This window comes from Corynebacterium sp. ACRPJ, from assembly GCF_022347345.1.
GTDB classification, from domain to species: domain Bacteria; phylum Actinomycetota; class Actinomycetes; order Mycobacteriales; family Mycobacteriaceae; genus Corynebacterium; species Corynebacterium tuberculostearicum_D.
Window position 1 is genome coordinate 33,425 of the sequence record NZ_JAKRNC010000006.1, and the last position, 14,185, is coordinate 47,609.

At 61.5% G+C, this 14,185-nt stretch carries 10 protein-coding genes; 7 read left to right on the top strand and 3 right to left on the bottom strand.

Translation table 11 applies throughout. The features are described 5' to 3' along the window. Nucleotides 1-11 precede the first annotated feature (11 nt). Both MHY08_RS05490 and MHY08_RS05495 read left to right on the top strand, forming a co-directional pair. Nucleotides 12-1,871: a DEAD/DEAH box helicase gene (locus MHY08_RS05490; RefSeq protein WP_239235734.1), complete on the top strand. Its 1,860-nt coding sequence runs from the start codon at nucleotides 12-14 to the stop codon at nucleotides 1,869-1,871. A gap of 148 nt (nucleotides 1,872-2,019) precedes the next feature. Continuing rightward, a complete protein-coding gene (locus MHY08_RS05495; RefSeq protein ID WP_239235735.1) occupies nucleotides 2,020-3,246 on the top strand; it encodes an HNH endonuclease signature motif containing protein in 1,227 nt (408 codons plus the stop codon). Nucleotides 3,247-3,266: 20 nt separating this feature from the next. On the opposite strand, the gene MHY08_RS05500 is transcribed toward MHY08_RS05495, so the two are convergent. The 3 genes from MHY08_RS05500 to putP are packed head-to-tail and all read right to left on the bottom strand — an operon-like array spanning nucleotide 3,267 to nucleotide 5,942. After that, nucleotides 3,267-3,716, bottom strand: a complete 450-nt coding sequence (locus tag MHY08_RS05500) for a DUF2269 domain-containing protein (protein ID WP_239191570.1) — start codon at nucleotides 3,714-3,716, stop codon at nucleotides 3,267-3,269. Nucleotides 3,717-3,760: 44 nt separating this feature from the next. Beyond that, on the bottom strand, nucleotides 3,761-4,339 hold the full coding sequence (locus tag MHY08_RS05505) for an HNH endonuclease family protein (RefSeq protein WP_204609487.1): 579 nt from the start codon (nucleotides 4,337-4,339) through the stop codon (nucleotides 3,761-3,763). Between the two features lie 37 nt (nucleotides 4,340-4,376). Beyond that, the gene (gene putP, locus MHY08_RS05510) at nucleotides 4,377-5,942 is read right to left on the bottom strand and encodes a sodium/proline symporter PutP (protein WP_204609485.1); all 1,566 of its coding nucleotides are present in this window, start codon (nucleotides 5,940-5,942) and stop codon (nucleotides 4,377-4,379) included. A gap of 167 nt (nucleotides 5,943-6,109) precedes the next feature. Between putP and MHY08_RS05515 the strand changes: the two genes are divergently transcribed. Genes MHY08_RS05515 through MHY08_RS05535 form a run of 5 tightly spaced genes read left to right on the top strand, consistent with a single transcriptional unit; the run spans nucleotide 6,110 to nucleotide 14,184 of the window. After that, entirely contained in the window at nucleotides 6,110-9,145 is a 3,036-nt protein-coding gene (locus MHY08_RS05515; RefSeq protein WP_239235737.1) for a DEAD/DEAH box helicase, read from the top strand. 3 nt (nucleotides 9,146-9,148) lie between these two features. Then, on the top strand, nucleotides 9,149-9,970 hold the full coding sequence (locus tag MHY08_RS05520) for an SWIM zinc finger family protein (protein WP_200435167.1): 822 nt from the start codon (nucleotides 9,149-9,151) through the stop codon (nucleotides 9,968-9,970). Beyond that, on the top strand, nucleotides 9,970-11,088 hold the full coding sequence (locus MHY08_RS05525; protein ID WP_239235739.1) for an exonuclease SbcCD subunit D: 1,119 nt from the start codon (nucleotides 9,970-9,972) through the stop codon (nucleotides 11,086-11,088). Before MHY08_RS05520 ends, MHY08_RS05525 begins: the two co-directional genes overlap by 1 nt. After that, nucleotides 11,088-13,673, top strand: coding sequence for an AAA family ATPase (locus MHY08_RS05530; RefSeq protein ID WP_239235741.1), 2,586 nt, complete (start codon nucleotides 11,088-11,090; stop codon nucleotides 13,671-13,673). Before MHY08_RS05525 ends, MHY08_RS05530 begins: the two co-directional genes overlap by 1 nt. Nucleotides 13,674-13,677: 4 nt before the next feature. After that, nucleotides 13,678-14,184, top strand: a complete 507-nt coding sequence (locus MHY08_RS05535) for a MarR family winged helix-turn-helix transcriptional regulator (protein ID WP_239235743.1) — start codon at nucleotides 13,678-13,680, stop codon at nucleotides 14,182-14,184. Nucleotide 14,185: the final 1 nt, after the last annotated feature.

Genomic DNA, 14,185 nt, shown 5'->3' on the forward strand with positions numbered 1-14,185 from the left:
TTGGTGAAGCAATGAGCATTACCGATAACGCCACCGGCGGCGTCAACGAGCCGGAAGATTTTAATAAGTCGGAATCTCAGGACAACTCGCAAGGTGTCACCAAGGACACCAGGGCTGCGAATACTTCTGAGGACACCGGCGCTGAGTCCCAAGATTCAGCCAACGACAACTCCCAGGGGTTCGCGCATCTTGGCCTGCCAGAGAAAATTCTGGAGGCCGTTGCGAAAGTTGGCTTCACCAAGCCGTCCCCCATTCAGGAAGAAACCATCCCGATCTTGATGGAAGGCCGCGACGTTGTCGGCCTCGCCCAGACCGGTACCGGCAAGACCGCAGCCTTTGCGCTGCCGGTTCTGTCGCAGATTGACACCAAGGCCCGCCATCCGCAGGCCCTCGTGCTCGCTCCCACCCGCGAGCTGGCCCTGCAGGTGGCGGACTCCTTCCAATCCTTCGCCGAGTCTCTCAAGGGCGTCGAGGTGCTGCCTATCTACGGCGGTCAAGCCTATGGCATTCAGCTATCCGGTCTGCGCCGCGGTGCACAGGTCATCGTGGGTACCCCGGGTCGCGTCATCGACCACCTGGAGAAGGGCTCGCTGGACCTGTCCCAGCTGCAGTTCCTCGTCCTCGATGAGGCCGATGAGATGCTGAACATGGGCTTCCAAGAGGATGTCGAGCGCATCCTGGAAGACACCCCGGACCGCAAGCAGGTGGCGCTTTTCTCGGCCACCATGCCGAACGCTATCCGGCGCCTTTCTAAGCAGTACCTCGACAACCCCGCCGAGGTCACGGTGAAGTCCGAGCGCCGCACCAATGACAACATCACGCAGCGTTTCCTCCTCATTCCGCATCGCGCAAAGATGGATGCCTTCACCCGCATCCTTGAGGTCATCAATTACGACGCCATCATCGTCTTCTGCCGCACCAAGCACGAGACCGAAGAGGTGGCCGAGACCCTGCGTGACCGCGGTTTCAGCGCCGCCGCCATCAACGGCGATATTGCGCAGGCGCAGCGTGAGCGCACCGTCGATCAGCTCAAGGATGGCCGCCTAGACATCCTCGTGGCTACCGACGTCGCCGCCCGTGGCCTCGACGTCGAGCGCATCACGCACGTGGTCAACTTCGATATCCCGAACGATACCGAGTCCTACGTGCACCGCATCGGCCGCACCGGCCGCGCGGGCCGCTCCGGCGAAGCCATCCTGTTCGTCACCCCGCGCGAGCGCCGCATGCTGCGCTCCATCGAGCGCGTGACCAACGCCCGCCTAGAAGAGATGGAACTGCCGTCCGTCGATGAGGTCAATGAAAAGCGCAAGGAAAAGTTCGCGCAGTCCATTACCAACTCCATGGACAATAAGCAGGCGGACTTCTTCCGCACCTTGGTGCGCAAGTACTCCGAGGACAATAATGCGGCCATGGATGACATCGCTGCAGCCCTCGCCGTCATGCTGCAGGGTGGCAAGAACTTCCTGATGGAAGACAAGCCGCTTCCCAAGCCGAAGCGCGACCGCGACCGCCGCGACGATCGCAAGCGCGATTTCAAGGGCGGCGGCAAGGGCCGCGGCCCCAAGCGGCCGGACGGAGACTTTGAGACGTACCGACTGGACGTCGGCAAGCGGCAGAATGTGCGCCCGGGAGCCATCGTGGGTGCTATTGCTAACGAGGGTGGCTTGTCTGCCAAGGACTTCGGCCGCATCACTATCGCGGTGGGCCATACCCTGGTTGACCTGCCAAAGAACCTCGACCCAGCAGTGCTGGACCGCCTGAAAGATACCCGCATTTCCGGCCAGCTGATCAAGATTCAAAAGGACACCGGCCGCCCACCTCGCCGTGACCACGGCGGTGGACGCAAGCGCGGTGGACGCTGGCGCGACTAGCATTTTCGACTCGATGGGCCTCTTTGGAGGCCCATTTTTTCGTGCCATTTGACCTGCGGTTTTACTATAAACGGGGGTAGTGTGTCGGAGGGGTTTTGTATACTGAAAGCGCAAACATGTTCTAGAGAAACTTCTGCGGGGGAAGTCCATGAATGCGCCCTACTTTGCCAATACCAATCCAGCAAATTCCACCTCACAAGCAGCAACAGACATTCGCAAGGCCGAATACCTCCTTTGGAAACGCCTGCATCCAGGCCCGGATGACGATATCGAAATAATTAGCCAATCACTGTCGGATCTCACCGGAACGCGGCAGTCCCGAATTAGAAATATTATTTTCGCCTTTGAGCGATTGCAGGAGCTGCCGCGCCTTAAAGCCCGGCAGGAAGAGCACTACCACTTAGATTTAGACCGCTTAATTACTATTGACCAGACGCTGTCCAAGTTGGGCGAGATTGACACCGAAAAACGCCTGCTTATCGACGCCGAATTAACCACCTACCTCACCCCCAAACGCCCCAACCAAAAATTACCGTCCCATCGCAACCTGCGGCGAAAGCTGCGGGAGCTCATTGTCCGCCTTGATCCGACCATCGCCGCACGCGATCCGCGGCGCAAGGAGTCCTATCACCTCGAGCCTACGGGCGGGGAGTGGGCCGCTGTTTGTCTCGACGTGGGCCTAGAGACTGCCGAAATCATTGACCGAAATATTCGCGGTGTGGCCTCGGAGAAGGACATCTCCTTGGCTCAGGCTGCGGTCGAGTTGCTCACTGGCGAGGCTGAGGCTAAGGCGAAGGTGGTGCTCAATATGTACCGCTGCGATCTGCCGGATGCTCCCGCCTTCGTCCAAAGCTTGGGGTGGGTTTCGCCGGAGGTTGCCGATGAAATGCAGTCGCGGGCCACGACCGTGCGCGACATGGAGAAGGCGGCAGAAGATGAAAGCGGAAACTACGTCACCCCGCCGCATATTCGCGCCTTTGTGGAAGGGCTCGATGGAACCTGCCGGTGGCCCGGATGTACGCGGCCGGCGATGGCTTCCCAGATGGACCACCGGCATGATTTCGCTGACGGAGGACCTACTTCGGCGGCAAACTTGACCTGCCTGTGTCAACATCACCACAACATCAAGACTGATGGACGGGCGTTTTATATCAAGGATCCGATTAGCGGGGACGTCGTCTGGCTCTTTGAAGATTCGACTTGGGTCTATGACGAAGCCAGCGGGCCGCTCGCGCCGAAGAATCGGAGGTGGGCGCAGACTGTGGCGCAGGCGACGCGGCGGCGTCGAGAGAATGCGCACGAAGATGCGCAAAAGCTGAAGGAAGAGCTAGAAAACGAGAAAAGGGACAGTGAAGACACTGTCCCAGAGGAGTAAATGGCTTTTTAGAAGGCCACTTAGAAGTGGACGTACATCAGGATGAGGCAGATGATCCACAGAAGGTTGAATACGCCGCCGAATGCGGACAGTGGCTTCTTAGCTGCCGCGTAGTCGAAGGATTCAGTCGATTCGAGGGCGGCCATCGCCTTCTTCTGCTTTGGCAGAATGACGAAGAAGAGCAGGCACCATGCGATGATGGCAACCAAGATGGCGATGTGGAAGTTCACTTCGGACTTGTAAGCGCTGATATCGGAAAGGAATACGCCGAGGCCGAGGATAGGCACGATGGCAGAGATGTAGCCGTAGGTATTGGTGATGTTGTGCAGGACGCGAGCGGAGCCGAGCGCCGCGTGGTCACCCTGTGCTGCCTTGACCATTTGGGTCTGGAAGCTGGAGGTGGATACGCATACCGGGCCGATCAAGAGAATGGCTGCGGCCACGTGGAGAAATACAAGGAAAGAAGTCATTGAATGAACCCTTCAATCGCGGAAAGTTGCCACGTCAACCCTAATCAATTTCCGGTGAGTACGGCTAACCGACATTGCCTTTGCATCGCCCGCACGTCCTTAGAAGGCAGGGGAAGGGCGTACTTTCGGGCTATGTCAGCAAGGCGGCGGGAATAGTCGCAGCGGTTGGCGGGAGGTAGCCATTCCGCGGGGAGGGCGTCTGATTTTTCTTGGTTGAGCTCACGGCTGGTGGCTACGAGATTGAGCGGGTCGTTGCCAAAGCGGACCTTGGTTTCGCGGTCCCACTCGGAAGCGCCAAGGTCATAGGCCGCGGAGAGGGGGAAAATGTGGTCGATCTCAATGGGCGAGGTAGCGGGAATGGTGGTGCCACTATAGGGGTCATAAAGGGCCCCGCTGCGGGCGTGGCAGGCGTGGAGGGGTTCGCTGGATTGGCTTTCTAGAATGACCTCGCGGGTGGTGCAGGCGCCGTGGGGCTGCCAGATGCCGAAGTCTTCACGGTTGTAGCCGGCGGCTTCGGGGCGGGAGGGGAGCGTGGTGACGTCAAAACGCGGAAAAGGCCACGCATACCATGCACCGATGAGGACGGTGATGCATGATAGCGCGGCCAGGTAATAGGACTTCATGTCCTATTGGACTGCGAGGAGGACGCGTTGGTTCCGATTACTTATCGGTGACCTTTTCTGCGGCTTCCTCAAAGTCGAGGTTGGAGTCATTTTCCACGAGCTTGGCCAGCTTGGTGGACTCTTCGAATTCGGCAACAACCTCTGGCTTAGGCTCCTTCGTGAGCTTGGAGACAATAACCGCCACGATGAGGGCCAGGAAGAAGCCTGGGACGATTTCGTAGAGGACGTCGGAAAGCGGAGACATGCCCCAGCCAATAGCAACGATTGCACCGGTAAGCATGCCGGCAATGGCACCGGCGGAGTTGAGGCGCTTCCAGTACAGGGAGAGCAAGATGATCGGGCCGAAGGCAGAACCAAAGCCTGCCCAAGCGAAGCCAACCAGACCCAAAATGGAGTCAGATGGGTTGATTGCCAGCAGGGCGGCGATGACCGCGATGGCGACGATGGCGGTGCGGGAGAGATTGATGAGGACCTGCTCGCTGGGCTTCTTCTTAGCAAAGATGAGGAAGAGGTCCTCGATGAGGGAAGTAGAGACGACGAGCATTTGGGACGACATGGTGGACATGATGGCGGCCAGAACCGCGGTCAGGACGAAGCCTGCGGGCAGTGGGTGCATCATGGCCTGCGCCATATCCAGGAAGATGGTTTCGAAGTTCTCCTGGTCGGTGATGCTGTGGCCGGTCTGGGTGAAGTAGACGGTGCCAGAGAGAGCGACGAAGATAGCGCCGATAACGGACAGACCCATCCAAGTAACGCCGTAGAAGCGGCCCTGGCGGGCGTCGGAAGGCTTACGCAGCGCCATGAAGCGGACCACGATGTGTGGCTGGCCAAAGTAGCCCAGGCCCCAGGCCAGGTTGCCGATGATGACGCCAGCGGAAACGCCCGCGAACATGGAGAAGTAGTTGTCATTTTCCACTACGCCATCGGTGCCGTAGGCATTATTGCTTGCGAAAGAGAAGATGGAAGCAGGATCGCTGAGAGAGACGATTGCCATAATTGGCACGATCATCAAGGCGACGAACATAAGCACGCCCTGGACGACGTCCGTGTAGGACACAGCCAAGAATCCGCCGACGAAGGTGTAGAAGATGGTCACCGCGGCGATAACAAGCATGCCGGTGAGGTAGTCGCCACCGAAGGTGGACTCGAAGTAGCGGCCGCCGGAGACCATGCCGGAGGAGACGTAGAAGGTAAAGAAGAAGATGATGATGGCTGCGGAGATGATGCGCAGCAGGCGGGACTTATCGTGCAGGCGGTTTTCAAAGAAGGACGGCACGGTAATGGAGTTGGCCGCGATCTCCGAGTAGGAGCGCAGGCGCGGTGCGACCCACTTCCAGTTTGCCCAGCAGCCGACGAGCAGGCCGATGGCCATCCATAGCTCGGACATGCCGGAGAGGAAGAGCGCGCCAGGCAGGCCCATGAGCAGCCAGCCGGACATGTCGGAAGCGCCTGCGGAGAGGGCCGCTACGAATGGGTGCAGACCACGGCCGCCCAAAACATAATCGTCATATTGATCGGTTTGCTTGTAGCTCCAATAGCCAATGGCTGCCATTGCGAGGAGATACACGATCATCGCAATGACGTACCAAGTTGAATCTTGCACGTTTTACTCCTTGTAGGTGTGTGATGACATTCTCACGTTAACGGGGTCACAAGGTTAACCCAAGCGAAAACACAGGTGTGGCGCAGATCTCCGTTTCGATTTTCTGTCGTTCAACTGGGAAAAGGGTGGAACATAACGAGCCTGTAACAAAACCAAAAGGGGCTGCTATGCTGGCGGCTATGGCTTCTTACCTCGTGCATGGACTGTGGCTCCCCGTTACGGGACTAGGTCTATGGATTGAACAGGTAGAAGGACACAAGATCGTCATGCCCAATGCCGTTCCTGAGGGCACCTTCCCGCCAGCGGTGGAGTCCATCCTGGCGAAGAAATCCTTCCGCAACCGAGCGCGGGTATCGCTGCGTACGCCAAAGGGCAAGGATGTCTCCCTGATGGTGCCCATGGCGATGTTCGGCCCCGAAGAGGCCGTGGCGGCGCTCGCCCAAATGGAGCACCTGAACCACAAGCCGCCCGCCACCATCGCCCCCGACCTTCAGTGGCTGATTCATGCCTACAGCGGCCTGTGCAAGTTCGTGCGCGCCGGGCGCGTGACCTTCCGGCTGGCTTACCAAGCCAATGAGTGGTTCCCCATGTGGCAGCTGGCCTCCGGCCTGGGCGAGCGCGGCTGGCTCGCGGAGATGATGGCGGCCGCGCCGGGCATTTTGCACGTGAATAATCGGGCGCTCTCGGATGACATGGCCGATGAGCTCACCCACTGGATTGCCTTTCGCGAGCTGCGGCCCGTGGCGGAGGCGCCGCGGCCGATGCCATGGCACGAGTTCGCCCGCGCCCTGCTCGATACGCGGCCAATCCGGCGGGGACGCTCGCAGCTGCTGCGCGGGCTCAATGAGTGGAAGAATTCCATCTACGAGGTTGAGCTCCAGCTGGTCTACATCGTGGAGGAGCCGCTTGACGTTGACCCGGATACGGCCAAGTGGCCAGTGCGCGTGCGGGTGCGCTCGGGCACGGATTCTCCGCGGCCGGTGTCGGCGCAGAGTTTGGATAGGGCGAGTGTGGAAAAGCTGCGCGAGGCTCACCGCAAAGCCGTGCGCATCGCACCCACGCTGGGGGAGACCGCGCAGCTGCCGCAGCCTGGCGACGGCGACTGGGACGTCTACCTTGAAACCCACCAGCTCACCCACTTTATTACCCACGAGGTGGATAAGCTCAAGGCCAGCGGCGTGACCGTCATGCTGCCCAAAGCCTGGGCACAGATGGAGACTAAGGCCAAGCTGGAAACCCACGAGGCCCGCGATCCGGCCGAGGCCGCCACGAAGAAACACATCGGCATGAATAAGCTGGTGGACTATAACTGGCGCATGTCCGTAGGCGATGTGGAGCTGACCGAAGAAGAGATGGAGGACCTGGTCAATTCCAAGTCCGGCCTCATTCAGCTGCGCGGCAAGTGGGTCATGGCCGATAAGCAGGTCGTTTCCCAAGTCTCCGGCTACATGGACGCGCTGCGGGAAAAGTCCATCGCGCGCAAGAAGAAGGAGCTCGAGCAGCTAGCTGCCTCCGCGGAAATGGCCAAGCAGCTCGACCAGCCAGGGTGGGAAGCCCTGATGGCGGACGTGGAACGCCGTCGCCAGGAGTTTAATGAGGGCGGCGAGGAGCACGAGCAGGTCACCGTGGCTGAGCTGCGCGAGCTGGCGCTGGAGTCCATGACCCAAGAGCCCATCGAGTTCACCGGCAGCACCTGGCACACGGCGCTGCTCGGCGGGGTGGATAAGGTCGCGCCAGAGCGCGTGGAGATCCCTACGACTGTGAAGGCGGAGCTCCGCGAGTACCAGCGCCGCGGCGTCGACTGGCTGTATTGGATGTCGCGCAGTGGCATTGGGGCAGTGCTTGCCGACGACATGGGTCTCGGCAAAACCCTTCAACTACTGTCCCTCCTCGCGGTAGAGAAAGACCGCGGTGAGCAGACCGGTCCCACGCTCGTGGTGGCACCAACGTCCGTGGTGGGCAACTGGGCCCGCGAGGCTCAACGCTTCGTTCCAGATTTTAAGGTCATGGTGCAGCACGGCTCGAGTCGCCCGCGCGGCGAGGACTTTTTTAAGGAGGCCGGCGTGAGCGATCTCGTTATCACTACCTACGGCACCGTGGGCCGCGACTTTAATGACATGGGCGAGGTGGGCTGGCAGCGCGTTGTCCTCGATGAGGCCCAGGCCATCAAGAATTCCGCGACGCGCTCGTCCAAGGCCGTGCGCTCGCTGCCCTCAGAGCACCGCGTAGCACTGACCGGCACCCCGGTGGAAAATCGACTCTCCGAGATGCGCTCCATCCTGGATTTTTGCAATCCCGGCGTGCTGGGCACCGCCTCGTTCTTCCGCAATCACTTTGCCAAGGCCATCGAGCGCAATAATGACGAGGAGATGTCCGAGCGCCTCCGCCAACTCACCGCACCGTTTATCCTCCGCCGCGTCAAGACGGACCCGAATATCATCGATGACTTGCCAGAAAAGTCCGAGCAGATCCTCACCGTATCCATGACCACCGAGCAGGCCGCCCTGTATAAGGCACTGGTCAACCAGGTGAAGAAGGACCTGCAGGAGGCTACGGGCATCAATAAGCGCGGTTTGGTGCTGGCCTCGCTAACCCGCATTAAGCAGATTTGTAATCACCCCGCGCACTACCTAGGCGATAACTCGCCGGTGACGCTGAAGGGCAAGCACCGCTCCGGCAAGGTCAAAGAGCTCATGCGCATCGTGGACGAGGCCACCGAATCCGGCGAGCGACTCCTCGTCTTTACCCAGTACAAGGCCTTTGGAGATATCTTGCAGCCCTATCTGAGTGACCAGCTGGGCCGCGATATTCCCTTCCTCCACGGCGGAGTAACCAAGAATAAGCGCGACCAGATGGTGGAAGATTTCCAGTCCGAGGACGGACCGCCGGCGATGATCCTTTCGCTCAAAGCCGGCGGCACCGGTCTGAACCTCACGGCCGCCTCTATCGTCGTGCACATGGACCGCTGGTGGAATCCGGCGGTGGAAAACCAGGCGACGGACCGTGCCTTCCGCATTGGCCAGCGCCGCAATGTGCAGGTGTATAAGATGATCACCGCAGGTACGCTGGAGGAATCCATCCAGGATATCTTGGACGGTAAGACGCAGCTGGCCGGCGCCGTGGTGGGCGAAGGCGAGGGCTGGCTCACCGAGCTGGACCCAGATCAGTTGGCCGCACTCATGAGCTACCGGGGGAGGGAGTAATCCATGGCCGTCAAAGGCGACGACAACGTCATCTATGCCAATTTTGGCACCCGCAAACGAGTAAGCACCCCGGCTGAGGTCAATCACGTAGACCGCAGCGGGCGCATCCTGTCCACTACGGCCTCGCGCATCGCGGCCTTTACCTCGCATGGCGCGGATCGCGGCCGGATTACCCGCGGCCGCCAGTACGCGGAGGGCGGCCACGTCGTGGGCCTCGAGGTGCGCAACGGTGCCATCCATGGCCGCGTGGCAGGCTCCCAGAACGAGCCCTTTGCGGTGCTCATCCAGCTGCCGTACCGCAATAACGACGATATTGCCCAGCTGGCCACCGAGTTCGCCCGCACCCCCAATTCCGTGGCCAATGCGCGCAAGGGCCTGCTTTCCGACGCCGCCCTAGACACCCTCTTCGCCCCCGAGGCCGAAGACCTGCGCCTGACCTGCGACTGCCCCGATGGCGAGTACGTGTGCAAGCACATCGTGGCGGTGGGCGATAAGCTCGCCACCCGCGCCGATGCGGACCCGGCCGTCATCTTTAATATGCGCGGGTTGGACTTTGCCCGGCTCGAGCGCATGGTCTTAGAACAGGCCAAGGCGGTCAGCCGCGAAAGCTTCACCCCGAGCGACCTGTCCGAGGAAGAAAAGAATGACATCTTCTGGAACGGGCGCGAGCTGCCGAAGCTGCCGCAGCCCAAGGTAGCCCCAGCCATCGATGACTCCGATCCGGACCTGTTGCGCAAGGCCATGCGCTCGGTTTCACACACCAATCTGGATCTCCTGCGCGCGGTATCCGATATTGAAGACCTCTACTATCACCTCTCGCACTAATGACTGCTACCACGTTTATCCATACCTCCGATTTTCAGCTGGGCATGACCCGGTGGTTCTTGAAGGGCGAGGCCCAAGGCCGCTTTAATGATGACCGCGAGGCCGCCATCGTCCGGCTGGGAGAGCTGGCTCAAGACACGGGTGCGGACTTCATAGTCGTGGCCGGCGACGTCTTTGAGCACAATGCCCTCTCGCGCGAAATCCTCGCCCGCGCCACGGAGATGTTCAAGCGCCTGCCGGTGCCGGTCTATGTCCTGCCGGGAAACCACGACCCGCTGGTGGCGGATTCGGTCTTTTATAAGGCCAGCGCGGACAATGTTTACGTCATAGCAGACTCGGAGCCCATCGAGGTCGCACCCGGCGTGGAACTGGTTGGCGCGCCGTACCTTTCCAAGCGCGCGAATCACGACTTGGTCCGCCAAGCGCTCGAACCGTTGGAGCCGGCCGCGGGCATCCGCATCGCAGTCGGCCACGGCCAGGTGGATTCCCGCTCCGGCGAGGATGACGCCGATACCATTGACCTTGCCTTCGTCGAGGACTGCCTAGACCGCGGGGTGATCGACTACCTCGCGCTCGGCGATACCCACTCCACCGCGAGCCTTGGCACGACCGGCCGGGTGTGGTTTTCCGGTAGCCCGGAGACCACGGACTATAAGGAAACGAGCACTGGCGGCGGCGAATCCGATTCCGGCAATGCGTTGGTGGTGCGCGTGGGGGATGAGGTGGACGTCGATAAGCGCCGCATCGGCCGCTGGACCTTTGAAGCCCTCGACGCTGCCGTGGATTCTGCCGAAGACGTGGAGCGCTTCCTCGCGCGCCTGGGCGAGTACACGGATAAGGTACGCACGGCCGTGAAATATAGCCTGCGCGGCACGCTCGGCGTCGAGGCCCACGCCCGTCTGCAGCGCGGCCTGGACGAGTACGAAGCCGTATTTGCCTCCCTGCGCCCGCGCGAGCGCACCATGGACCTTTACCTGAAACCCAGCGAGGAGGAATTGGCCAGCCTCGATATCTCCGGCTACGCGGCCGAAGCGCTGCATGAACTATTGGACAACCGCGAGGATCCCGTCGCCCGCGACGCCGCCAACCTGCTATTCCGCTTGGAGGGGCAGTCCTAATGCGCATCCACCGCCTAGAACTCACCAACGTTCGCGGCATTGAGCACCTGGTCCTTGATGAGCTGCCCGAGACCGGCGTCGTGGTCATCCATGGCGAGAACGAAGCCGGCAAGTCCACCATCGTGGAGGCGCTCGATGTGGTGCTGACCGAAAAGCACAGCGGCCGCTCCAAGCGCATTCGCGCCCTGCAGCCGGTGGGCAAGGACGTTGCCCCTGAAGTTGCGGCCGAGCTGAGCGTAGGGGAGTACCGCTTCCGCATTGCCAAGCGTTGGCTGTCCAAAAAGTCCTGCGAGCTGAATATTTCTTCCCCACGGCCGGCGCAATTTACCGGCAGCCAGGCCGACGATGAGCTGGAGCGTATCCTTTCGGAGCATTTGGATCGCTCGCTTGTCGACGCCCTCTTTATGCGCCAAGACGACACCGGCGAGGCCATCTCTGCCGTTGGCATTCCCAGCCTGACCCGCGCGCTCGAGCGCGAATCCGGCCTGGCCGAGGACGAGGTTTCCGGCGATGATTCCGCGCTGCTGGCCCGTGTGGACAAGGAGTATCAGCGCTACTTCACCGCGGCGAAGGGTAACCCGGCTGGCGAGTACAAGGACGCCGCCGCAACCCTAGCCCGCGCCGAAGAGGAATACACAGAAGCCACCCGCGTCCTGCGCGAGCTCGACTCCGTGGTCGAGCGCTACGAGCAACTCGAGCGCGACCAAGCCGCTGCCGAAGCGGAATTCCCCGCCGCCCGCGCCGACCTCACCGACAAACAGGTGCAGGCCGAGGAAGCCGCCACCGCGCAGGCCACCCTGGACTCCCATAAGGCCACCCTCGCCCGTGCTTCAGAAGACCTTGCCCGTGCGCAAGCCGCCGTTACCGAGCGCGCCGGGCTCGTCACCGCGGCCGAGGAAGCTGCCACGGCCACCGAGGCCGCCCAGCACAAGCTCACCGCCGCCCAGGACAAGGCGAAGGAAGAAGCCGCGTCCAAAGACTCGTTGGAGAAGCAACTGGCAGAGGCCAAAGCGGACTATGCCGCGGCCCGCAGCACTTTAAAGCAGGCACGACGCCTGCAGGATAAGCAGAAGTTTGAGCAACTCAGCGCCCGGCTGGAATCGCTTGACGGCCTAGCCACCGAGGTAGACCAGGCCCGTGCGATCATCGCCCAACGCGGCCGCGAGGTCACCGCGGCCGATATCACTGGCCTGCACAAGGCAGATTCGGCTCTGTCGGTGGCCGAGCGCCTGCACGAGGCCGCCGCCGCCAAGGTGCATTTTTCAGGACCTGCTGGCTCCACCATCCGCGTCGATGGCGAAGACATCGAGGTGGGGGAGGACACCGCCATCGAGCTTGTCGATTCCCGCGTAATCACCATCGGCGATATCACCGCCCGCTTCTCGGCCGGTTCCTATTCCGCCGAGGACACCCAACGCGATGTGGAACAGGCCCGCACCCGGCTGCAAGAGCTGCTCGATACCCTGGGCGTAGGTTCAGTGGCCGCGGCCGAGGAAGCCCATGAGACGCACCGTGCGCAGAACGACGCCCTCGATGCCGCCACCCGCGCCCTTGCCGCGGAACTGGGACCGGATGATTTGGGCGAGCTGCGCGCCCAGCATGCCGCACTGGCTGAGAAAGTCGCGGACCTTGCGGCCGGGGAGGAGCTAGACCTCGCCGCCGCCGAAGCCGCGGAGGAAGAATCTAGCGAAAAGGTCGATGCGCTCGACCGCGAACTCGTGCCGTACCGCGAAAGCAGGCTGGCCCATGAGGCTGTGCGCCTCGATGCCGAACTTGCCGCGGCCCGCGAAAACGCGCAGCGCGTGACTCGAGACCTTTCCTCCGCGCGTGAACGCGCCGCCGACGAGGACCTGCGTGCCGAGGTCACCCGCCTAGAAAGTGTCGTGGGAGACCTGCGCGGGCAGCTGGATCAGATGGAAGCTGTAGACCTTGAGACCGCCAACTCCTTGGTAGAAGGCGCGCAGTCCCACCTGGATTACCTCACCGACCGTATCCAACGCTGCGAGGTAGACCTCGGCCGGCTTTCCAGCGAGGTGAATTTCCACTCCGGTGCCGCCGAGCGCGCCCAACAGGCCACCGCGGCGGTGGAGATGGCTCGGGCGGTATATGAGAGTGTGGACAAGCGTGCGCAAGCCGCTCGCTATCTGCGAGAACTTTTGCTCAAGCACCGCGACGCCGCCCGCCAGCGCTACGCCGCGCCCTTCGTGGCTGCACTGTCGCGGCTGGCCCGCACCGTGTACGGCGGCGACATCACTTTCGAGCTCGATGACGACCTCCGCGTGACCACCCGCACCCAGGACAATGAGACGGTGAGCCTGGCCAGCCTCTCCGGTGGTGCCCGCGAGCAGCTGGCCATCCTCACCCGCTTTGCCATCGCGCAATTAGTAGGGCCGGAGTCGGTTCCCGTCATCGTGGATGATGCGCTGGGCTCTACCGATGCACACCGCCTGCAGCTTATGGCCACGCTCTTTTCCCACGTGGGACGAGATAACCAGGTATTGGTCTTTACCTGCATGCCGGAGCGCTACTCCCGCGTGCCGGGACGCAGTGAGCGCGACATTGCCGCGCTCAAAGGGGTAATCTAGTGCCATGCCTTATCAAACTCGCTGGTTAGACGACGAAGAGCAGGAGCTATGGCGCCTGCTCCTTGGCGCCGTGCGCAAGATCGATAGGGGAATGGAGGAAACGCTCAAGGCCGGCGGCGAAGTATCTGCCTCCGAGTTCGCCGTCCTCGTTGCCCTGTCCGAGGCACCGGAACAACGCCTGCGCCTGCACGAGCTATGCACGCAGCTGGAGTGGGACCGCTCCCGCGCCTCCCACCAAGTAACCAGGATGGAAAAGCGCGGCCTGCTCACCAAAGAACCGGACGAGGAAGATGCACGCGGCATCAACGTGTGCGTGACCCACGTAGGCCTAGAACACCTGCGGCGTGCCGCTCCTGAGCACGTGGAATCCGTGCGCCGCATGGTCTTTGACCACCTGCAACCCGAGGACGTACCGGCGCTGCGGCGCTTTTTCGCCGGAGTTCTTCAGGTCGATAACATCCCGGGCTATGAGGGGTACGTGCCAGATTCGCTACTACACGGAAAGGATTAAG

What these genes read in the sequence shown, in the direction of transcription:
- MHY08_RS05490 (WP_239235734.1), top strand. Translation starts at nt 12, where the DNA reads ATGAGCATTACCGATAACGCCACCGGCGGCGTCAACGAGCCGGAAGAT.
- MHY08_RS05505 (WP_204609487.1), bottom strand. Translation starts at nt 4,339, where the DNA reads ATGAAGTCCTATTACCTGGCCGCGCTATCATGCATCACCGTCCTCATC.
- MHY08_RS05500 (WP_239191570.1), bottom strand. Translation starts at nt 3,716, where the DNA reads ATGACTTCTTTCCTTGTATTTCTCCACGTGGCCGCAGCCATTCTCTTG.
- MHY08_RS05525 (WP_239235739.1), top strand. Translation starts at nt 9,970, where the DNA reads ATGACTGCTACCACGTTTATCCATACCTCCGATTTTCAGCTGGGCATG.
- MHY08_RS05535 (WP_239235743.1), top strand. Translation starts at nt 13,678, where the DNA reads ATGCCTTATCAAACTCGCTGGTTAGACGACGAAGAGCAGGAGCTATGG.
- MHY08_RS05515 (WP_239235737.1), top strand. Translation starts at nt 6,110, where the DNA reads ATGCTGGCGGCTATGGCTTCTTACCTCGTGCATGGACTGTGGCTCCCC.
- MHY08_RS05520 (WP_200435167.1), top strand. Translation starts at nt 9,149, where the DNA reads ATGGCCGTCAAAGGCGACGACAACGTCATCTATGCCAATTTTGGCACC.
- MHY08_RS05530 (WP_239235741.1), top strand. Translation starts at nt 11,088, where the DNA reads ATGCGCATCCACCGCCTAGAACTCACCAACGTTCGCGGCATTGAGCAC.
- MHY08_RS05495 (WP_239235735.1), top strand. Translation starts at nt 2,020, where the DNA reads ATGAATGCGCCCTACTTTGCCAATACCAATCCAGCAAATTCCACCTCA.